19 protein-coding genes and 1 other annotated feature are annotated in these 22,969 nt (G+C 36.8%); of the genes, 2 read left to right on the top strand and 17 right to left on the bottom strand.

The genetic code is table 11. The features are described 5' to 3' along the window. Positions 1-267 precede the first annotated feature (267 nt). Positions 268-891 (top strand): LysE/ArgO family amino acid transporter, encoded by a 624-nt coding sequence (locus tag HMPREF3267_RS11115; protein WP_062078503.1) that lies wholly within the window; start codon positions 268-270, stop codon positions 889-891. A 50-nt stretch (positions 892-941) separates the two neighbouring features. Here the strand turns inward: HMPREF3267_RS11115 and HMPREF3267_RS11110 are convergent, their stop codons facing one another. The 4 genes from HMPREF3267_RS11110 to HMPREF3267_RS11095 all read right to left on the bottom strand — a co-directional run bounded on the left by HMPREF3267_RS11110 (position 942) and on the right by HMPREF3267_RS11095 (position 4,252). Next, positions 942-1,361: an NUDIX hydrolase gene (locus tag HMPREF3267_RS11110; RefSeq protein WP_002492975.1), complete on the bottom strand. Its 420-nt coding sequence runs from the start codon at positions 1,359-1,361 to the stop codon at positions 942-944. Positions 1,362-1,371: 10 nt separating this feature from the next. Then, positions 1,372-1,878 (bottom strand): GNAT family N-acetyltransferase, encoded by a 507-nt coding sequence (locus tag HMPREF3267_RS11105; RefSeq protein WP_002459927.1) that lies wholly within the window; start codon positions 1,876-1,878, stop codon positions 1,372-1,374. A gap of 118 nt (positions 1,879-1,996) precedes the next feature. Further along, positions 1,997-2,959 carry an ornithine cyclodeaminase family protein gene (locus HMPREF3267_RS11100; protein ID WP_002479458.1) on the bottom strand — a complete coding sequence of 321 codons (963 nt, stop codon included), beginning with the start codon at positions 2,957-2,959 and terminating at the stop codon, positions 1,997-1,999. A gap of 102 nt (positions 2,960-3,061) precedes the next feature. After that, complete coding sequence (locus HMPREF3267_RS11095; protein ID WP_002479459.1) at positions 3,062-4,252, bottom strand: glycine C-acetyltransferase; 1,191 nt, start codon at positions 4,250-4,252, stop codon at positions 3,062-3,064. 569 nt (positions 4,253-4,821) lie between these two features. On the opposite strand from HMPREF3267_RS11095, the gene HMPREF3267_RS11090 reads away from it, so the two are divergent. Continuing rightward, on the top strand, positions 4,822-5,988 hold the full coding sequence (locus HMPREF3267_RS11090) for a M20 family metallopeptidase (RefSeq protein WP_002479460.1): 1,167 nt from the start codon (positions 4,822-4,824) through the stop codon (positions 5,986-5,988). A gap of 114 nt (positions 5,989-6,102) precedes the next feature. On the opposite strand, the gene tuf is transcribed toward HMPREF3267_RS11090, so the two are convergent. The 13 genes from tuf to nusG form a co-directional block, all read right to left on the bottom strand. After that, on the bottom strand, positions 6,103-7,287 hold the full coding sequence (tuf, locus tag HMPREF3267_RS11085) for an elongation factor Tu (RefSeq protein WP_002459931.1): 1,185 nt from the start codon (positions 7,285-7,287) through the stop codon (positions 6,103-6,105). A 218-nt stretch (positions 7,288-7,505) separates the two neighbouring features. Further along, positions 7,506-9,587, bottom strand: coding sequence for an elongation factor G (fusA, locus tag HMPREF3267_RS11080; RefSeq protein WP_002479461.1), 2,082 nt, complete (start codon positions 9,585-9,587; stop codon positions 7,506-7,508). A gap of 119 nt (positions 9,588-9,706) precedes the next feature. Continuing rightward, positions 9,707-10,177 carry a 30S ribosomal protein S7 gene (gene rpsG / locus HMPREF3267_RS11075; RefSeq protein ID WP_001137495.1) on the bottom strand — a complete coding sequence of 157 codons (471 nt, stop codon included), beginning with the start codon at positions 10,175-10,177 and terminating at the stop codon, positions 9,707-9,709. A 70-nt stretch (positions 10,178-10,247) separates the two neighbouring features. Beyond that, on the bottom strand, positions 10,248-10,661 hold the full coding sequence (rpsL, locus tag HMPREF3267_RS11070; RefSeq protein ID WP_002459933.1) for a 30S ribosomal protein S12: 414 nt from the start codon (positions 10,659-10,661) through the stop codon (positions 10,248-10,250). A gap of 89 nt (positions 10,662-10,750) precedes the next feature. Beyond that, complete coding sequence (locus HMPREF3267_RS11065) at positions 10,751-11,011, bottom strand: ribosomal L7Ae/L30e/S12e/Gadd45 family protein (protein WP_002479463.1); 261 nt, start codon at positions 11,009-11,011, stop codon at positions 10,751-10,753. A 261-nt stretch (positions 11,012-11,272) separates the two neighbouring features. Continuing rightward, a complete protein-coding gene (gene rpoC, locus HMPREF3267_RS11060) occupies positions 11,273-14,869 on the bottom strand; it encodes a DNA-directed RNA polymerase subunit beta' (RefSeq protein WP_161510814.1) in 3,597 nt (1,198 codons plus the stop codon). A gap of 185 nt (positions 14,870-15,054) precedes the next feature. Next, on the bottom strand, positions 15,055-18,609 hold the full coding sequence (rpoB, locus tag HMPREF3267_RS11055) for a DNA-directed RNA polymerase subunit beta (protein ID WP_002459936.1): 3,555 nt from the start codon (positions 18,607-18,609) through the stop codon (positions 15,055-15,057). Between the two features lie 201 nt (positions 18,610-18,810). Then, a complete protein-coding gene (locus tag HMPREF3267_RS11050) occupies positions 18,811-19,419 on the bottom strand; it encodes a class I SAM-dependent methyltransferase (protein ID WP_070823890.1) in 609 nt (202 codons plus the stop codon). A 275-nt stretch (positions 19,420-19,694) separates the two neighbouring features. After that, complete coding sequence (gene rplL / locus HMPREF3267_RS11045) at positions 19,695-20,063, bottom strand: 50S ribosomal protein L7/L12 (RefSeq protein ID WP_002459938.1); 369 nt, start codon at positions 20,061-20,063, stop codon at positions 19,695-19,697. A 37-nt stretch (positions 20,064-20,100) separates the two neighbouring features. Further along, on the bottom strand, positions 20,101-20,601 hold the full coding sequence (gene rplJ / locus HMPREF3267_RS11040) for a 50S ribosomal protein L10 (protein WP_002459939.1): 501 nt from the start codon (positions 20,599-20,601) through the stop codon (positions 20,101-20,103). Between the two features lie 39 nt (positions 20,602-20,640). After that, positions 20,641-20,789, bottom strand: a sequence feature (ribosomal protein L10 leader region). Between the two features lie 85 nt (positions 20,790-20,874). Further along, complete coding sequence (gene rplA / locus HMPREF3267_RS11035) at positions 20,875-21,570, bottom strand: 50S ribosomal protein L1 (RefSeq protein WP_002479465.1); 696 nt, start codon at positions 21,568-21,570, stop codon at positions 20,875-20,877. Between the two features lie 215 nt (positions 21,571-21,785). Beyond that, positions 21,786-22,208: a 50S ribosomal protein L11 gene (gene rplK, locus HMPREF3267_RS11030; RefSeq protein WP_002459941.1), complete on the bottom strand. Its 423-nt coding sequence runs from the start codon at positions 22,206-22,208 to the stop codon at positions 21,786-21,788. Positions 22,209-22,408: 200 nt separating this feature from the next. Continuing rightward, positions 22,409-22,957: a transcription termination/antitermination protein NusG gene (gene nusG / locus HMPREF3267_RS11025; RefSeq protein ID WP_002459942.1), complete on the bottom strand. Its 549-nt coding sequence runs from the start codon at positions 22,955-22,957 to the stop codon at positions 22,409-22,411. Positions 22,958-22,969: the final 12 nt, after the last annotated feature.

Genomic DNA, 22,969 nt, shown 5'->3' with positions numbered 1-22,969 from the left:
GTATGTTTTCTACCCAACAATAGCAATTGGGAATATGCTGCACTTTTAAGTGTACGCTATTCCTTGATGTCTATTGCATTATCTTTATCAATTAGCAATTACTTAATCCACTAATTTTTAGCTATCATAATCTTCTAAATCTAAACTCATTTATTGCGACTGACTCATTTTTAAGCGCATAAGATGTCAGGCGTTTCCGACAATGTCTTTACCACTTATTGAACTTATAATATGCTGAGTAAATTCTTGAAAGGACGTGTTACTCACATGTTTCAAGCAATCTCCCATGGCTTTTTATTAGCATTAGACTTAATTTTACCTTTAGGCGCACAGAATGTCTTTGTGTTTAATCAAGGCGCTAATCATAAGCATTTCATAAGCACACTGCCTGTCATTATCACAGCAGGATTGTGTGATAGCGTGTTAATATTGCTAGCCGTTCTAGGCGTATCACTTATCTTAATCTCACTGCCTATGTTACAACTCGTCATTTTTCTTGTTGGCTTCATTTTTTTATTATATATCGCTAGGTCATTGTGGCGTGAACAACCGGCTGATTTAAAATCACAACCCCCTATGTCTGCTAAGAAGCAAATTAGTTTTACTTTATCAGTATCATTACTTAATCCACATGCTATTATGGATACTATTGGAGTCATTGGTACAAGTTCAACATTATATCAAGGTCTAGACAAATGGTGGTTTACATTTGCAACAATAAGTGTTTCTTGGTTTTGGTTTATTTTATTAGCAATTATTGGTAAAGTCATCGGTCATCTCGATAAAACAGGTAAATATATCATCCTGTTAAATAAGATTTCAAGTCTTATTATTTTAATTGTCGCCTGTATTATTGTTAAAAATATGATTCAGTTAATCATAAAGATATAAAAAAGATGATAAATGGCCTATTGAGACAAACCTTCTATCATCCTTTATTTTTACGATACATAACCTTCATAATCGTAAGTTGCTCTATTTTTCAACAGTTCTGCTAAACTTTGTTGATAATAAATTAATTTCTCATCCGCTTCTCTTATCGTCATCCAACGTACTGTGGATATTTCATTTGGCACCTGGATTTGAGTCGCAAATGACGTAACCGTTACACGAAACATAAAGAATAGTGTGTGGACATCCATGGATCGTGACTTGCCCTCATTAATACTTAATATATCACCAATTTGTCCTTCCAAACCTGTTTCTTCCATAATTTCTCTCTTTACAGCCTCTACTAACGTTTCTTCCGGCTCAACTTTACCTCCAGGCAATGACCAACCTCCACCGTCTGTGTTATGTACAAGTAAGACTTGTCCATCTTCATTTTGAATTAATGCATATACAACTTTTAATTCTTTCATATTTTAACCTTCAATCATTCGGAATTTCAAAACGGCTGACTAACTGCCCATTTTTCTTAATATAAGGTGCTATTTCATAGCCAGCACAATGCTTTATAACTGCTTGAGACGCATAATTTTTAGGATTGCACGTCATTAAAACTTTATCAACATTCAATTCTTTCAATATTTTCTTCGCTTCTTTGAGCATATATAAAGCGATGCCTTGACCTCTCTGAGATTTCACTACACCATAACCTACATGACCGCCTATATTGGTCAAACGTTGATTTAACTGATGTCGAATATCTACCGCACCAACAATTTCATCATTTTTAAAACAAAATAGTGTTGTTGTAGGAACCCAATCCTTATGTACACCTTTGTTATTCAATTCCTCAACCATATGTTTAAAGGAAGTGTAGTTGGCTAAATCAGTATTGTTAGGCACAATCGGTTCATTGTTATGATACCACGCTTCTACATAATGTCTTAAAGCAACTTCATCTTTGTTGCGTAATGGTCTCAGTTCTAACATACAAAATATCTCTCTTTCATTAATTTAATTGCCGTTATTAGCTTTAGTTTAGACTAACAATCTTTACGTTTGGTGTTGTGTTAATTTATTTTTATTGAAGCACTTGTTTCAACATATTTTATGATTTATTGCTGTTTTTTAGTGCTTTCTTATAAAAATAATGTGCAACGACAATATCGACAATTGCTAATCCAACTGATTTAAATAGCGTTACTTCTTTATTGTCTTCACGTCCTAGAATGTTTCCCGCTACAATATCACCTAACTCTCCATACAGTGAGTTTACTGTAATTAAACCTTCATCTTGTGGTACTTTTAAATCCCCTGTCTCTTCCATGGCTGCTTCAACCGATTCTACAACAATTTTATTAGCAACTAACATTGATTCTGATGGTAATTCTTGCATATCTGGCTTAAATGAACCTACCGCATTTAAATGCACTCCAGGCTTTAGCGAACGAGAATAAACTGGGTAACTAGAATTCGTAGCAGTTACAATAATGTCGGCTTTTTCCATAGCATCATCGGCCACATTAAAAACTTTTGTTGTAACGTGATATTTTTTAGCAACTGTATCTGCGAATTGATTGGCTTTTTCTTTAGTACGACTTGAAAAATGAACAGTATCTATATTTCTCACTGCCATAACTGCAGCCACTAATCCTTGTGCTTGGTCCCCTGCACCTATCACGCATAATGTTTTAGCTTCTTCACGTGCTAAGTATTTAGTTGCAACACCGGAAATAGCACCTGTGCGAATTTTGGTTAAATAATTCCCATCTAACACAGCTAGTGTTTCTCCAGTCTCATAGTCACTTAATAATACAGAACCAGTAATTGTTTTTTTACCTTTTTCAGGATTTTCTGGTGCAAATGTTACAGTTTTGATACCAACAATTTTTAACTCATCTGAAAGCGCAGGCATAACCAAATATTTATTTTCATTATTAAATGGTAATACATAGCGTAATGGTGTTTCTGTCTTTCCCTCTGAAAAAGCTTTCAGTGCATGAGCAACTTCATCGATCACTTCTTTCATATTCAATAATTGCTGTTGATCTTGTTCATTTATAACTAACATTCCCAGACCTCCATACAAGTGTGTTTACGCATTTCAGTTTAGCATTTCACTCCATAAAAAACATCCACTAGCTTTGTAGCCAGTGGATAATGATAGTTTACACTATTCGATTGTGCCTAATGCTTTACCTACTTTTTCATAAGCCGCAATTGCTTTATCTAACATTTCTTTCGTATGCGCTGCAGTAGGCATATTTCTTACTCGACCAGTGCCACGTGGTACTGTTGGAAAGACGATTGATTTTACATATATACCTTCGTCTTTTAAGCGTTTACTAAATTCTTGAGTTTCTTTTTCATCTCCAATAATAACCGGAGTAATTGGTGTCTCTGATTCACCTGTATTAAAGCCAAGTTTTGCTAATCCGTCTTTTAGATATCGTGCATTATCCCAGAGTTTGTCATGCAACTCAGTAGAAGCCATTAATTTTTTTACAGCTTCTGTAATAGCTTTCGTATCACCAGGGGCTAATGATGTAGAGAATAAAAATGGTCTAGATTGTGCCTTTAACCAATCTATTAACGCTTTCGTACCTGCTACGTAACCACCAACAACACCAATGGCCTTAGAAAGTGTACCGATTTGGAAATCAATCTTATCTTGTAAACCAAAATGTTTAACGGTTCCAGCACCATTACCCATAACTCCTGAACCATGTGCATCATCCACATAAGTGATTAAACCAAACTCTTCAGCAATTTCTACAATTTCAGGTAACTTGGCAACATCACCATCCATGCTAAATACGCCATCAGTAATATACATTACTTTATTATATTTACCAGATTCAACAGCCTCTTTAGCTTTAGCTCTTAAGTCATCCATATCTGAGTGATTTACACGAATGATTTTAGCTTTAGATAATCGGCAACCATCAATAATTGAAGCATGGTTTAATTCATCTGATAAAATCGCGTCATTTTTGTTCATGACTGCCGAAATTGCAGCCATATTGCAATTAAACCCAGATTGATATGCGATGGCTGCTTCAGTTCCTTTAAATTGCGCTAATGTTTCTTCTAACTCATCATGTAAGTCTAATGTACCATTAATTGAGCGTACAGCACCTGCGCCTACACCATGTGAATCGATTGCAGATTTAGCTGCCGTTTTTAAATCTTCGTTAGTAGCCAGTCCTAAGTAATTATTTGAAGATAGGTTAATATACGTTTTACCATTAATAGTAATTTCAGGACCATTGGCACCTTCGATTGAATCGATTTCATTATATAAACCGTTGTCTTTTAAATATTGAATATTTTCTTCTAAAAAGTTGTGTAATGATTGAACCACAAATATGTCCCCCTTGTATTCGAATTTCACATTTATCATACCTTATTTTAATCGCTCATGAAAGCCTTATCATTATTGCAGTATGATTATTTTTTCATTTATTAAATCAATCCCTCAGTTTGGGATATAACTGTAACGAATTAAAATAGCACTGTCAAAGTATTTCTTTCGAGTGTTATTTCTAACTAAAGGGATTAAAACTGAAGTTTCTATTAATAGTTTATGATGCCTCGTGTTATCGTTTTTATACATAAAGTAGCTCGTTCATTTTGTTTAGTAACATTGATTAAATGCTATAAAAGTTCCTTGTTTTTTTAAAGTATTTTAAATATGAAAACTCATATAAATACCCTGTATTTTAGTGAGACACTTAAGCGAATAGGACAAGCTGAAACTTCCCCTAAGCAAGCGAGTCAATCATACGGAATATTATTGTGAAATTTATGTCCAGCCTAATATAAAAATGGCATAATCAATTTTATAAATAAAAGATTTTTATTCACATCTATATCGCTCGTGCAGAGTCTGATATACTAAGAAATACGAACATAATGGAGGAAGTGAAACACGTGTTAGATTGGTTTCAATTAGCGAGTCATAAAGAAAATCGAATGATTCAAATGCGTCGCTATATGCATCAGTATCCCGAACCATCATTCGAAGAAACTTGGACTCATAATTATATTTTAAATCAACTTAGCCATCTTGACTGTGATATCGAAGCCCCAGTTGGCCGCAATGGTATTAAGGCGACTTTCAAAGGGAATGAAGAAGGCCCTACTATAGCCTTTCGCGCTGATTTCGATGCATTACCTGTAACAGAATTGAATGATGTGCCTTACAAATCGCGACATGAAGGCTTTATGCATGCTTGTGGTCATGATGGTCATACCGCTATTTTACTTGGTGTAGCAGAAATTATTCATGAGCATCGTCATTTGTTAAAAGGGAATGTCGTCTGCATATTCCAATATGGTGAAGAGATCATGCCTGGCGGTTCTCAAGAAATGATAGAAGATGGCTGTTTACAAGATGTTGATAAAATTTATGGCACACACTTATGGAGTGGTTATGAAACAGGCACGATTTATTCTAGACCCGGTGCAATCATGGCAAGCCCTGACGAATTCTCAGTTACCATAAAAGGCAGAGGTGGACACGGTGCAAAGCCACATGAAACGATAGATCCTATCGTTATTATGGCTGAATTTATATTAAGTGCACAAAAAATTATTTCTCGTACGATAGACCCTGTTAAAGAAGCTGTATTAACATTTGGTATGATTCAAGCTGGTTCATCTGATAGTGTTATTCCTGATAGTGCTTTCTGTAAAGGTACCGTGCGAACATTTGATACTGACATACAAGAGCACGTCGAAATGCGTATGGACAAACTACTACAGGGACTAGCTTTAGCCAATGATATTACTTATGATTTAGAATACATTAAAGGCTATTTACCAGTGCATAATCATCCACAAGCATACGCTCAAGTGAAACAAGCATCGAATGACTTGCACTTAAGATTTAACGAGTCTGATTTAATGATGATTGGAGAAGACTTTTCTCACTATTTAAAAGTGCGTCCAGGTGCCTTTTTCTTAACGGGATGTGGCAATGTAGATAAAGGAATAACAGCACCTCATCATAATCCACATTTTGATATTGATGAGTCCGCATTTAAGTATGCGGCTAGTGTCTTCTTAAAAATACTAGAATTAGAACATGTTTTTTAACTGAAAAAGCTACGCCATCAAAGATACAATCAAGTATCGTCATGGCGTAGCTTTTACTTATATAACAATTCTAAATCTAAAAAAGCCCCCTAAAGGGAGCTTTGAATAATTAAATTATTCCATGATTTCAGTTACAACGCCTGATCCTACAGTACGTCCACCTTCACGAATTGAGAAACGAGTTCCGTCTTCGATAGCGATTGGAGCGATTAATTCAACTGTCATTTCAACGTTGTCGCCAGGCATAACCATTTCTGTACCTTCTGGTAAGTTAACAACACCAGTTACGTCTGTAGTACGGAAATAGAATTGTGGGCGGTAGTTTGAGAAGAATGGTGTATGACGTCCACCTTCATCTTTAGATAAAACATATACGTCAGCTTTAAATTTAGTGTGAGGTGTAATTGAACCTGGAGCAGCTAATACTTGTCCACGTTGTACATCTTCACGAGCAACACCACGTAATAACGCACCGATGTTGTCACCAGCTTCAGCGTAGTCTAATAATTTACGGAACATTTCTACACCAGTAACAGTTGTTTTAGTAGTATCGTGGATACCAATAATTTCAACTTCTTCACCGACTTTGATTTGACCACGTTCAACACGGCCTGTAGCAACAGTACCACGACCAGTGATTGAGAATACGTCCTCAACTGGCATCATGAATGGTTTGTCAGAGTCACGTTCTGGAGTTGGAATGTAGTTATCAACTGCATCCATTAATTCTAAGATTTTAGCTTCGTATTTTTCGTCGCCTTCTAAAGCTTTTAATGCTGAACCAGCGATTACAGGCACATCGTCACCTGGGAAGTCATATTCAGTTAATAAATCACGAACTTCCATTTCTACTAATTCTAATAATTCTTCATCGTCAACCATGTCAACTTTGTTTAAGAATACTACTAATGCTGGCACACCAACGTTACGTGATAAAAGAATGTGTTCACGAGTTTGTGGCATTGGACCATCTGCAGCAGAAACTACTAAGATACCGCCGTCCATTTGAGCAGCACCAGTAATCATGTTTTTAACATAGTCAGCGTGTCCTGGGCAGTCAACGTGCGCATAGTGACGTTTATCAGTTTGATATTCGATGTGTGCAGTATTGATTGTAATACCACGTTCTTTTTCTTCTGGAGCGTTGTCAATCATGTCGTATGATTGTGCTACAGTGTCACCATTTTTTGCTAATACAGTTGCAATTGCAGCTGTTAAAGTAGTTTTACCATGGTCAACGTGACCGATAGTACCAATATTGGCATGTTCTTTTGAGCGATCGAATTTTTCTTTTGCCATTATTAAATCTCTCCTCTTCTAGTTAAAAGTTATTTCAATATTATCTCTCATGACAGTTTCTCACCATCATGAGAATATAATAGATTGAGTTGCCTCAAAGAAATTCATAATTCCTTTATAATGCATTTTCTACAAAAAATCAATTGTAAAAGCGTGAGCAAAGTTGTTTTAACTCAAAGTGTATTTTAACCTAGTTAGCACGGTTAAAACAAGTTAAATTATTCGCCTTTGTTTTTCTTAATGATTTCTTCAGAAATTGATTTTGGAACTTCTGCATAGTGGTCAAAGTACATTGTGTAAGTACCGCGACCTTGTGTGTTAGAACGTAATGATGTTGCATAACCGAACATTTCTGAAAGCGGTACATAAGCGTTAACAACTTGTGCATTACCACGAGGTTCCATACCATCAACACGTCCACGACGAGCTGTTACATCACCCATGATATCACCCATGTATTCTTCAGGCATTTCGATTGTAACTTTCATCATTGGTTCTAAGATAACTGGATCACATTTTTTAGCAGCTTCTTTAAGCGCTAATGATGCAGCAATTTTGAAGGCCATTTCTGATGAATCGACATCATGGTATGAACCATCAAATAATTTAGCTTTAACATCAATTAGTGGATAACCAGCTAAGACACCATTTTCCATAGCATCTTTTAGACCTGCTTCAACTGATGGAATGTATTCACGAGGAACTACACCACCAACGATTGCGTTTTCGAATTCGAAACCAGCGCCTGTTTCATTAGGTGTAAATTCAATGTGAACATCACCGTATTGACCACGTCCACCAGATTGACGAGAGAATTTACCTTGAACTTGTGCAGCTTTTTTGAATGTTTCACGGTAAGAAACCATCGGCGCACCTACATTACATTCAACGTTGAATTCTTTTTTCATACGGTCAACCAAGATGTCTAAGTGTAATTCACCCATACCACCAATGATAACTTGTCCAGTTTCATCATCAGTATGTGCATGGAATGTTGGGTCTTCTTCTTGTAATTTAACTAAAGCTGTTGTCATTTTATCTTGGTCAGCTTTAGATTTTGGTTCAACTGATAAGTGGATAACAGGTTCTGGGAATTCCATTGATTCCAAGATAATGTCATTTTTCTCACCACATAAAGTATCACCTGTACCTGTGTCTTTAAGACCTACCGCAGCAGCGATATCGCCTGAGTACACGGTACTAATTTCTTGACGTGAGTTTGCATGCATTTGTAATAAACGACCTACACGTTCACGTTTACCTTTTGTAGAGTTTTTCACGTATGAACCAGATGATAATGTACCTGAGTACACACGGAAGAATGTTAATTTACCAACATAAGGGTCAGTCATTACTTTGAAAGCCAATGCAGCAAATTCTGCATCATCGTCTGCTTTCGCGATAACTTCTTCGTCTGGATTTTCAGAACGGTGACCAATGATTGGTTTAACATCTAATGGTGATGGTAAATAGTCAATTACTGCATCTAGCATTAATTGAACACCTTTATTTTTGAAAGCTGTACCGCAAAGTACTGGGTAAAATTCTACATTTGTAGTAGCTTCACGAATCGCTTCTTTTAATTCAGGAACAGTAATTTCTTCGTCACCAAGATATTTTTCCATTAACTCATCGCTTGTTTCAGCAACGGCTTCAATTAATGTTGCACGTGCTTCTTCAGCTTTTTCTTTATGGCTATCTGGGATTTCGATTTCTTCAATTTCAGTACCTAAATCATTGTTGTATTTGAAACATTTCATTTCGACTAAGTCGATGATTGCTTCAAAGTCATCTTCAGCACCAATTGGTAATTGGATAGGTTGTGCATTTGCTTGTAAGCGATCATGTAATGTGCTTACAGAGTAGTCAAAGTTCGCACCTAATTTATCCATTTTGTTTACGAATACAATACGAGGTACGCCATAAGTTGTAGCTTGGCGCCATACTGTTTCAGTTTGTGGTTCTACACCTGATTGTGCATCAAGTACAGTAACCGCACCATCAAGTACACGTAAAGAACGTTCAACCTCAACAGTGAAGTCTACGTGTCCTGGTGTATCGATGATGTTAACACGGTGACCATTCCATTGCGCAGTTGTAGCAGCTGACGTAATAGTGATACCGCGATCTTGCTCTTGTTCCATCCAGTCCATTTGTGAAGCACCTTCATGTGTTTCACCAATTTTGTGGATACGACCTGTGTAATAAAGAATACGTTCAGTCGTAGTTGTTTTACCAGCATCAATGTGAGCCATGATACCGATGTTACGAGTATTTTTCAAAGAAAAGTCTCTTGCCATGTATTTTTTCTCCTTCCAGTATTTACTGAATAAGTACTTTAGATATGGCGATGCCCTAAGCATGTACCAGCACTGGTAAACCAATGGATTGGAGCACGCTCAGGGTAAAAGCTTTCATTTTACCAGCGGTAGTGCGCGAATGCTTTGTTCGCTTCAGCCATTTTGTGAGTATCCTCACGTTTCTTAACTGCACCACCTGTATTATTAGCTGCATCTAAAATTTCGTTAGCTAAACGATCTTCCATCGTTTTTTCACCACGAAGACGCGCATAGTTTACTAACCAACGTAAACCTAATGTTGTACGACGTTCTGGACGAACTTCAACTGGTACTTGATAGTTAGAACCACCTACACGACGAGCTTTAACTTCTAATACTGGCATAATATTATTGATTGCTTCTTCGAATACTTCTAATGCATCTCGACCGCTGCGTTGTTCAACTAAGTCGAAAGCAGAATAAAGAATTCTTTGTGCTGTTCCACGTTTACCGTCTAACATAATTTTGTTAATCAATTTCGTAACTAACTTAGAGTTATGAATTGGATCTGGTAATACGTCTCTTTTAGGTACTGATCCTTTACGAGGCATAATTAAAATCCTCCCTTCACATTATAGTATATTTTTAGTTTTCTCATTTAAAATTTACACAATCTTAAACTTAGTTTTTAGGTTTTTTAGTTCCGTATAATGAACGACCTTGTTTACGTCCATCAACACCTGAAGTATCAAGTGCACCACGTACAATATGGTAACGCACACCTGGTAAGTCTTTTACACGTCCACCACGAACAAGTACAACACTGTGTTCTTGTAAGTTGTGTCCGATACCAGGGATGTATGCGTTGATTTCAATGTTATTTGATAAACGCACACGTGCATATTTACGTAACGCTGAGTTAGGTTTCTTAGGAGTCATTGTTCCTACACGCGTACAAACACCACGTTTTTGAGGTGAATTTAAGTCAGTAAATTGTTTCTTTTTACTGTTGAAACCTCTATTTAAAGCTGGTGAATCTGATTTCTTAGATTTGCTTTGTCTTGGTTTACGTACTAATTGGTTAATAGTTGGCATTGAGTAAGTCCTCCTCTCTTCACTTTTTAATCCCACACATCCAGGTGGTTCATTTTAAGGTTAAATAAAAGTTAGTAAGCAAATACTTACTAATTCTCATTCAATAATGCAACAATTGTCGCATTAACATTAATACCTACATATTTGCCAAGAGCTTGTTTACTCTCGAAATAATAAACAGGTATATTTGTGTGATTGACATAGCTAAACACGCGAGATAATAAAAATACTTCGACGTCTTTTGCAATAATCAATGCTGTAACTTGATCTTTCTTTAACGCCTTGAGCGTTTCTTTAAGACCAACTACAACGTGTTGTTTGTTAAAGCGTGCAACTTTTTCATTAGACATGAACATCCTCCAAAGTTCTGCTTGCATCAACCTTTACAATAATAACACTTAACTTTATTACAGTCAATATATAATAGCAAAATTGATTGAAAATCATAGTGTCAGAAACAAATATTTCCAACAAGTTGGGACCACACTCAGAAGTGTCGACTAAGCAAGTGAGCTTTCAATACAAGTATTGTAAATAAAATAGCTAGTAAATGACGTTACAAAAACCGCATTTACTAGCTAATTTTTCAGGAAATGTCCCAGTCAATTTTATTATTTGTCTGTTAATTGTTCTTCTGTTTGTTCAGCTACTGGAACAGTGGTTTTATCGTATTTAACGCTACTGTATCGTCTCATACCTGTACCAGCTGGGATAAGTTTACCAATAATAACATTCTCTTTAAGTCCAAGTAAGTCATCACGTTTACCTTTGATAGCTGCATCTGTAAGGACACGTGTTGTTTCTTGGAATGAAGCCGCTGATAAGAAGCTTTCTGTTTCAAGAGATGCTTTAGTAATACCTAACAACACTGGTTTGGCTGTTGCTGGGCGTTTACGTTGTTTAAATGCATCGCGGTTTGCGTCTGTAAAGTGGTGAATATCTACAAGTGAACCTGGTAATAATTTAGTGTCGCCAGCTTCGATAATACGCACTTTACGTAGCATTTGTCTAACCATTACTTCAACGTGTTTATCATCGATTTCTACACCTTGCATACGATAAACTTTTTGTACCTCTTTAAGCAAGTAACTTTCAGTAGCATTTAAACCAGCCACAGCTAAGAAGTTTTTCGGCTCAATTGAACCTTCTGTTAATACTTCTCCTCGTTCAACTGATTGTCCTACTTCTACTTTTAATCTTGAAGTACCTGAAGCAAGGTAAGATCTTGTTTCGTTTGCGCCTTTAACAACAATTTCTTGTTGACGGTCTTTCGCTAATTTAATATCTTCAACAACACCTTCGATTTCAGTAATCACAGCTTGTCCTTTTGGATTACGCGCTTCGAAAATCTCTTGGATACGTGGAAGACCTTGAGTGATATCGCTACCTGCTACACCACCTGTGTGGAATGTACGCATTGTAAGCTGCGTACCTGGTTCACCAATTGATTGAGCAGCAATTGTTCCAACTGCTTCACCCACTTCAACTTTTTCACCTGTCGCAAGGTTTTTACCATAACATTTTTCACATACGCCGTGACGTGTGTTACAAGTAAATGCTGAACGGATGTACATTTGCTCAATACCTGCATCGGTAATTTTCTTCGCGATTTCAGCTGTAATCAATTCATCAGGACGAATGATAATTTCATCCGTTTCAGGGTGACGAATTGTTTCTTTAGAATAGCGACCTTCGATACGTTCGATAAACGGTTCAATCATTTCTGTACCTTCTCTAATATCAGATACAAGTAAACCACGGTCAGTGCCACAGTCTTCTTCACGTACAATAACATCTTGTGCAACGTCAACAAGACGACGAGTAAGGTAACCAGAGTCAGCTGTTTTAAGCGCTGTATCGGCAAGACCTTTACGTGCACCATGGGTAGAAATGAAGTATTCTAATACGGTTAAACCTTCACGGAATGAAGAAGTGATTGGCAACTCAATAATTTTACCTGATGGCGCAGCCATTAAACCACGCATACCAGCTAATTGCGTAAAGTTAGATGCGTTACCACGCGCACCTGAATCACTCATCATAAAGATTGGGTTTGTTTTCTCAAGTGATTGCATTAATTCGCCTTGAATTTGGTCTTTAGCATCTGTCCAAATTTCAACGACTGCATTATAACGTTCATCTTCTGTTATTAAACCACGATTGAATTGTTTTGTTACTCGATCAACAAGTTTTTCATGTTCATCTAAGATATCTTTTTTGTCTGGTAATACAACGATATCTGCGACACCTACAGTAATACCTGCTTTTGATGAAAATTTGAAACCTAAGTCTTTCATACGGTCAAGCATCATTGATGTATCAGTAATGCTAAATCTATTAAAGACTTCAGCAATAATATTACCTAAGAATTTTTTGTTGAATGGCTCAGTCAATTCTTGTTCTTCAAAGAATGCTTTAAGTCCACCTTCACCTAATTGTGATGGATCAACAAAATATTTATCAGGTGTTTTGTCTTCTAAATTTGCTTGTGATGGTTCATTAATATACGCAAATGATTCTGGAATAATTTCATTAAAAATGACTTTACCTACAGATGTAGCTAAGATTTTTTTATTTTGTTCTTCAGTAAATGTCGGGTTGTTAAATGACCCAGCATGTACACCGATACGTGTATGCAAGTGTACATAGCCATTGGCATATGCTTTTAACACTTCGTTTGTATCGTTAAAAATAGCACCAGTATTAATTGCATCTTTGCGCTCTAAAGTAAGGTAGTAGTTACCTAATACCATATCTTGTGATGGCGTAACAACTGGTTTACCATCTTTAGGGTTCAAAATATTTTGTGCAGCCAGCATAAGCATACGTGCTTCTGCTTGAGCTTCTTTAGATAATGGTACGTGAACAGCCATTTGGTCACCATCAAAGTCCGCATTGTAAGCTGTTGTTACAAGTGGGTGAAGTCGAATTGCGCGACCTTCTACTAATGTTGGTTCAAATGCTTGAATACCTAGTCTATGAAGCGTAGGCGCACGGTTTAACAGAACCGGATGTTCTCTAATAACATCTTCTAATACATCCCAAACTTCATCATCCATGCGTTCAATTTTACTTTTCGCATTTTTAATGTTTGTGGCAATTTCACGTTGTACTAACTCTTTCATAACAAAAGGTTTGAACAATTCGAGCGCCATTTCTTTTGGCAAACCACATTGGTACATTTTCAAGCTTGGACCTACTGCGATAACTGAACGTCCTGAATAGTCAACACGTTTACCGAGTAAGTTTTGACGGAAACGACCTTGTTTACCTTTCAACATATGAGAAAGAGATTTCAAAGGTCTGTTACCTGGTCCAGTAACTGGGCGTCCGCGTCGTCCATTATCAATTAAAGCATCTACTGCTTCTTGCAACATACGTTTTTCATTTTGCACGATAATACCAGGCGCACCTAAATCTAATAAACGTTTTAAACGATTATTACGATTAATGACACGACGATATAAGTCATTTAAGTCACTTGTAGCAAAACGGCCCCCGTCTAATTGAACCATAGGACGGATTTCTGGTGGAATAATTGGAAGTACATCTAAAATCATCCACTCAGGTTTATTGCCAGAATTTCTAAAAGATTCAACAACTTCTAAACGTTTAATTGCACGTGTCAATCTTTGACCAGTTGCTGATTCTAATTCATCACGTAATTGCTTAAGCTCTTCATCAAGGTCAATTTCATGTAATAAATCTTTAATGCCTTCTGCACCCATTTTAGCAACGAATTGTCCTGGATATTTGTCATAGTAGTCTCTAAATTCAGCTTCAGATAATAAAGTTTTCTTTTCTAAACCAGTTGGACCTGGATCGACAACAACATATGAAGCGAAATAGATAACTTCTTCTAATGCTCTAGGAGACATGTCTAATAACAGACCCATACGACTTGGGATACCTTTGAAGTACCAAATATGAGATACAGGAGCTGCTAATTCAATATGTCCCATTCTTTCACGACGAACTTTAGATTTAGTGACTTCAACACCACATCTATCACAAACCATGCCTTTATAACGCACACGTTTGTATTTACCACAACTACATTCCCAATCTTTAGTTGGGCCGAATATTCTCTCACAGAATAAGCCATCTTTTTCTGGTTTTAACGTACGATAATTAATTGTTTCTGGTTTTTTCACTTCACCATATGACCATGAACGAATTTTTTCAGGTGAGGCTAAACCGATTTTCATATAATGGAAATTATTTACATCAATCAAGGAGCCTACCTCCTTCAATTTAGATTAGCTGTGCCATTTGATTGATTTACATCTATTGAAATTAAGGAAAGGTTAGGATGGATGCAACTCAAAACACATTATGTTTAAACATCCGTAGCACTTGGTCCTAACACCATTCCTTATATCTAATATATTGACTAATCAGCAGTTTCTTCTTGTTGAGATTGTGGCGCATCTTTTTGTTGCAAATCTACTTTGCGCTCTGTTGTATCTTCATCTTCAACATCTGCCATTTCGATTTCGTTATCGTGCTCATCCATCACTTTCACATCTAAACCTAAACTTTGAAGTTCTTTCATCAATACACGGAATGATTCAGGAACACTTGGTCTAGAAATGTTTTCACCTTTAACGATAGCTTCGTATGTTTTAACACGGCCTACCGTATCATCAGATTTATAAGTAAGGATTTCTTGCAATGTATAGGCAGCACCATAAGCTTCAAGTGCCCATACTTCCATCTCACCGAAACGTTGTCCACCAAATTGTGCTTTACCACCAAGTGGTTGTTGTGTAACTAATGAGTATGGACCTGTTGAACGAGCATGTAATTTGTCATCAACCATATGTGCAAGTTTAAGCATGTACATAACTCCGACTGAGATACGGTTGTCGAATGGCTCACCTGTACGGCCATCATATAATACGGTTTTACCGTCACGTGCCATACCAGCTTCTTCAATTGTTGACCATACATCTTCATCGTTCGCACCATCAAATACTGGTGACGCAACATGAATACCTAAGTTTTTAGCAGCCATACCTAAATGCAACTCTAGAACTTGTCCAATGTTCATACGTGATGGCACACCAAGTGGGTTTAACATAATATCAATTGGACGTCCATCTGGTAAATAAGGCATGTCCTCTTCTGGAACAATCTTAGAAATGACACCTTTGTTACCATGACGACCACACATTTTGTCCCCAACGTGTATTTTACGTTTCTGCACAATATATACGCGTACTAATTGGTTAACACCTGGAGAAAGTGTGTCATCTCCTTCTTCACGGTTGAAGACTTTAACATCTAGCACAATACCGCCAGCACCATGTGGTACACGCAATGAAGTGTCACGCACTTCACGTGCTTTTTCACCAAAGATTGCATGTAATAGACGTTCTTCAGCTGTTAGCTCTGTGACACCTTTAGGCGTTACTTTACCTACTAAAATATCGCCATCTTTAACTTCTGCACCTACATAAACAATACCGCGATCGTCTAAGTTTTTAAGTGCACTTTCAGAGACGTTAGGAATATCACGTGTGATTTCCTCAGGTCCTAATTTCGTATCACGTGCTTCTGATTCATATTCTTCAATATGAATAGATGTGTAAACGTCATCTTTGACTAAACGTTCACTCATGATGACAGCATCTTCATAGTTATAGCCGTCCCAAGTCATGAAACCAACTACAACGTTGCGGCCTAATGCCATTTCACCAAGCTCCATTGATGGACCGTCAGCTAGAATTTCATTGTATTCTACAACGTCGCCAATAGAAACAATTGGACGTTGGTTATAACATGTACCAGAGTTAGAGCGTTTAAACTTCGCTAATGGATAGCGATCAAGTTCGCCTTCATATTCTTTTCCATTTTCTTCAATTAATCGACGCACTAGGATTTCATTAGATTCAACGTGTTCTACACGACCTCTGTATTTTGCAGTAATCGCAGCACCAGAGTCACGAGCAGCAACATGCTCCATACCTGTTCCTACGAACGGCGCTTCAGGGTTCATCAACGGAACTGCTTGACGTTGCATGTTTGCACCCATCAATGCACGGTTAGAGTCATCGTTCTCTAAGAATGGAATACATGCTGTCGCAGCTGAAACAACTTGTTTAGGAGATACATCCATGTAGTCCATTTTTTCTTTAGCCATAACAGTATTATTACCGCGGAAACGGCATACTACTTCATCATCTAAGAAACGACCATTTTCATCAAGGCGAGAGTTCGCTTGTGCAACGACATAACTGTCTTCTTCATCAGCGGTTAAGTAGTCAATTTGATCTGTGATTGCATTTGTATCAATATCTACTTTACGATAAGGCGTTTCAATAAAGCCAAACTCGTTGACACGCGCATAACTAGATAATGAGTTAATCAAACCAATGTTTGGACCCTCTGGTGTTTCAATCGGACACATACGGCCATAGTGAGAATAATGCACGTCACGAACTTCCATTTGTGCACGTTCACGTGTTAAACCACCAGGTCCTAACGCAGATAAACGACGTTTGTGTGTTAATTCTGCTAATGGGTTAGCTTGGTCCATGAATTGTGATAATTGAGAACTACCAAAGAATTCTTTAATTGATGCAATAACTGGTCTAATATTAATTAATTGTTGTGGTGTGATAGATTCTGTATCTTGAATTGACATTCTTTCACGCACAACACGTTCCATTCTTGATAAACCAATACGGAATTGGTTTTGCAATAACTCACCAACTGAACGTAAACGACGGTTACCTAAATGATCGATATCATCCGTGTAACCAATGCCAGCTAATAAGTTGAAGAAGTAACTCATAGAAGAAATAATATCTGCAGGTGTGATACATTTCACTTCTGAATCTGGTAAAGCATTACCAATTATCGTTGTTGTACGACCTTCTTCATCATTTGGTACATAGACTTTGATTGATTGAATTTCAACCGGTTCGTCTATTACTGTTCCTTCTAATTCGAATACTTCACTATTCGCATTTGTTTCAAGAACGTCCATAATTTCGTCTAATTTGCGACGATCTAATACAGTACCTTCTTCAGCAACAATTTCACCTGTTTCGCTGTTTACGATAGGCTCTGCTAATTTTTGATTAAATAAACGGTGTTTTAGATGCAATTTTTTGTTCGCTTTATAACGTCCAACGCTTGCTAAATCATAGCGTTTCGGATCGAAGAAGCGAGAATATAATAAACTTTTTGCATTTTCAACTGTTGGTGGTTCACCAGGACGTAAACGTTCATAAATTTCTAATAACGCTTGTTCAGTGTTTTCTGTTCCGTCTTTTTCTAATGTATTACGCAAGTATTCGTTATCGCCTAACAACTCAACAATTTCTTGATCAGTTGAAAAGCCTAATGCGCGTAACAAGACAGTTAATGGCAATTTACGAGTTCTATCAATACGAACATAGACAACATCTTTAGCATCTGTTTCGTATTCTAACCAGGCACCACGGTTAGGAATGATTGTAGCATCATAATTTTCTCGTCCGTTTTTGTCAATTTTTTCATTAAAGTAAACGGATGGTGAACGTACTAATTGCGATACAATAACACGCTCTGCACCATTAATAACAAACGTACCTGTATCTGTCATTAATGGGAAGTCTCCCATAAATACTTCTTGCTCTTTAACTTCACCTGTTTCTTTTATAACGAGACGCACTTTAACACGAAGAGGTGCAGCATAAGTAGCGTCACGATTTTTCGATTCTTCTAAATCATACTTTGGTTCACCTAATCTGTAATCTACAAACTCTAATGATAGGTTACCTGTGAAATCTTCAATTGGTGAGATATCACGGAACATTTCTAGTAAACCTTCTTTTAGGAACCAATCATAAGATTTAGTTTGAATTTCTATTAAGTTTGGTAATTCTAATACTTCTGAAATTCTCGCGTAGTTTCTACGTTTACGATGTCTTCCATATTGGACAACTTGACCTGCCAAACAGATTCACCCCTCAAATATTGTGTGCTACCGTCCATTTAAAAGTGTGCTAACAAGACAAAAAGAAAACGGCAACACTAAAGATGACACCATTTCCGTTTCATGTTATTCCTGTTCCACTTACTCTTATTAGGTAAAAGTACACACTTATTGAACATAAATTTTTACATTTTATAACTATATCAGAATACGAATATTAAATCAACCTTTTGAACTTCTTAATATATAATATCCTTTATTCTTTGTGACGACTTCTACATTATCAAATAGTTCAGCCAATTTCTTTTTAGCGGATGGCATACCTTGTTTCTTTTGTATGACAACGAACAGCTCACCCTGTGTCCTTAACCTGTCATATGCTTCAGCAAAAATTCGATGAACAACTTCTTTACCAGCTCTAATTGGCGGATTAGTTAAAATATAATCACAAGCGTTATGCTTTACTGCAGAAAGACCATCGCTTTCTTTAATAATGATATTATCAATTTGATTATGCTTACTATTTTTTTCAGCTAGTGCTAATGCGCGTTGGTTAACGTCAAGCATTGTCACTTTATGGTGCGGACAGACCTTTGCTATGGTTAGGCCAATAGGACCATATCCACATCCAACATCAACAATCGACTTACTCGGACCAGGCGGATGTTCATTCAAAAACGTTTGAATTAGCAAGTCAGAGCCGAAATCTACCTTATCTTTAGAAAAAACACCTGCATCTGTCACTAGCTGTAATTTATCGTGCTGATATGAGTAAACAATGGTTTGTTGATTACTTTTAACGTCTGGGCACTCATCATAATAATGACTCATAAGCCCACCCCTTTCCTTTATAGATTTGTATTAAAGAATTATCACCGTGTATTTTTACGTCATGAGCATAAAAAGTACATATTATTCGTGTATTTTTTCATTTTTCTTGAACTACTTGGATGCGTTAATTAAGTACCACTGTATTCTGAAAATGAACTAAACCCCGTTATCGTGATAACGGGGTTTTCATTTCTCAAAGCATTTAGGTTAAGTCTTCCTACATTCAAACGATGTATCTCATTTATCTTAACCTATATTAAGTTTAGACGAGAGAACTATTTTAATTCTACAGTCGCGCCTACTTCTTCTAATTGTTCTTTAAGTTTTTCAGCTTCGTCTTTAGCAAGGCCTTCTTTAATTACTTTAGGAGCGCCATCTACTAATTCTTTAGCATCTTTTAATCCTAAGCCAGTTGCTTCTTTAACTGCTTTAACAACTTTGATTTTAGATGAACCAGCTGAAGTTAATTCAACATCAAATTCAGTTTTTTCTGCTGCTGCGTCTCCGCCACCAGCTGCACCTGCTGCTGCTACTGGAGCTGCTGCAGTTACACCAAATTCTTCTTCAATTGCTTTTACTAAATCGTTTAATTCTAAAACTGACATTTCTTTAATTGCTTCAATGATTTGTTCTTGATTAGCCATTTTATAATTCCTCCGTTATTTTAAAATTTATGCGCAATTACTCAGCGCTTTCTTCTTTTTGTTCTCCAACAGCTTTAACTGCATAAGCGAAGTTGCGGACTGGAGCTTGTAATACTGATAAAAGCATAGATACAAGACCGTCGTGTGAAGGTAATGAACCAACAGTTTTAACTTCTTCTGCTGATATAATACTACCGTCCATGACACCTGTTTTGATTTCTAAAGCTTCGTGTTCTTTTGCAAAACCTGCGATAACTTTCGCTGGTGCTACAACATCTTCAGTTGAAGTTGCAATTGCTGTAGGACCTGTTAAGAAATCGTTTAAGCCTTCGATACCTGCTTGTTCAGCTGCACGACGAACCATTGTGTTTTTGTATACTTTATACTCAACACCAGCTTCACGTAATTGTGAACGCAATTCTGTTACTTCTGCAACTGTTAAACCACGGTAATCGACAACGACAGTTGATACTGAATTTTTAAGTTGATCAGCAATAACGTCAACAAGTTGTTTTTTTGCTTCAATGATAGCAGACATTCAGACACCTCCATTTAAATTTGTTCGGTGCTTTTTTTAATAGCAATAAAAAAAGCACTTTCTACCCACGGCAAAAAGTGCTTGAAAGATCAATTAATCATCACGTTCAAGTCAATTTTAGCCTCGGTAGGATTGATTTTTAAGCTATAATTAACTCCTACTGTCTTAGGTAAAATAATCACAATAATTAATATAACGTTGTTATTGTAATATGTCAATCGTTTTTTAAAAAAAGACTAGCAAAAGTTGCCAGTCTTTGAAGTCATTATATAATTATAATTTAAATGATGAAGTATCAACTTTAACGCCAGGACCCATTGTTGTAGTAACAGCAACGGATTTGAAGTAAGTACCTTTAGCTGAAGCTGGTTTTGCTTTTGCTAAAACGTCTTGTAATGCGTTAAAGTTTTCAATTAATTTATCAGTATCAAATGAAACTTTACCGATAGTAGCGTGAACAATACCTGCTTTTTCAGCACGGTATTCAACTTTACCTGCTTTGATTTCTTCAACAGCTTTTTTAACGTCCATCGTAACAGTGCCAGTTTTAGGGTTAGGCATTAAACCTTTTGGTCCTAATACTCTACCTAATTTACCAACTTCACCCATCATGTCAGGTGTAGCAACAACTACATCGAAATCAAACCAACCTTGTTGGATTTTTTGAGCATATTCTGCTTCACCTACATAATCTGCGCCTGCTTCTTCTGCTTCAGTGATTTTATCACCTTTCGCAAATACTAATACACGTTGTGATTTACCAGTTCCGTTTGGTAGTACAACTGCACCACGGATTTGTTGATCATTTTTACGTGTATCAATACCTAAACGGAATGCAACTTCAACTGATGCATCAAAGTTCGCTACGCTAGTTTCTTTAGCTAAGCTAATTGCTTCTTCAACACTGTAGTGTTGCGTACGATCAATTTTGCTAGCTGCTTCTTGATACTTTTTACCTTTTTTAGCCATTATTCTTCCTCCTTTAGTGGTTTTAGCGGAATTTCCTCCCACATTTCACTTGCGTATCACACAAGTTAAGAGCAGATAACTGATGATATCTATGTTAATTTTGGGAGACGATGTTCACCCAATTTCACTTAAATCCATCGAAGACAATAGCGTTGGTTGCCATTTCGTTATCTGCTGTTATCGTCTATCAATTCATTTCAAGTTTAAATTCTTAATTATTCTACAGTAATACCCATGCTACGAGCAGTACCTTCAATAATACGCATAGCTGCTTCTTCGTCTGCAGCGTTTAAATCTTGCATTTTAGAATTAGCAATTTCACGTACTTGTTCTTTAGTAACTGTAGCAACTTTAGTTTTGTTAGGTTCACCTGAACCTTTTTCTACGCCAGCTGCTTTTTTAAGTAGTACTGGAGCCGGTGGAGTTTTTGTAATAAATGTAAATGAACGATCTTCATATACACTGATTTCTACCGGAATGATTAAACCTGCTTGTTCTTGCGTACGTGCGTTGAATTCTTTACAGAATCCCATGATGTTCACACCTGCTTGACCTAATGCTGGTCCAACTGGTGGTGCTGGATTTGCTTTCCCTGCAGGAATTTGTAATTTAACTACTTTTTCTACTTTTTTAGCCACGATGTGCACCTCCTTGATATCGTGATGTGGTCACAGGGCTCAGTTTTGCCCTCCCACTCAAACATTTCGTGACGAAATGAGCGTCTTAAAAACGCGACCACATTATTTTAACACCTTTTCGTTACAAAAATCAATAGTAATATTTCAACATTTAAAGCGTTCAACAATTATTAACACAGTTCCAGTATTGAGGCTTTACTTTAAAGCTTTTCTACTTGATCAAATTCAACTTCTACTGGTGTTTCTCTGCCAAACATATCTACTAACACAGTTAATTTAAATTTATCTGCTTCAATCTCTTGAACTTCTCCAACTTGATTAGAAAACGGACCTGATTTGATACGCACTTGCTCGCCAATCTCTAATTCTATATCTATTGTTTTTTCTTTAAGACCCATTTGTTTTAATATAAAACGAACTTCGTCAGGTAGTAATGGATTCGGCTTAGATCCTGCGCCTGCAGAACCAACGAATCCAGTAACGCCAGGAGTATTTCGCACGACATACCATGATTCGTCTGTCATGATGAGTTCCACTAAAACGTATCCTGGAAATGTCTTTTTAACTACTTTTTTAGCTTTGCCATCTTTGACTTGAGTCTCTTCCTCTTCGGGTATGACAACTCTAAAAATCTGTTCTGTCATATTCATTGATTCGACTCTTTTTTCTAAATTCTTTTTAACTTTATTCTCATATCCAGAATATGTGTGCACTGCATACCAGTGTTTAGCACCAACTACTTCAGACATGTTGTCACTCCT

Source organism: Staphylococcus sp. HMSC62D11 (assembly GCF_001839145.1).
GTDB lineage: Bacteria > Bacillota > Bacilli > Staphylococcales > Staphylococcaceae > Staphylococcus > Staphylococcus lugdunensis.
This window is presented reverse-complemented; position numbering and strand designations above follow the sequence as displayed.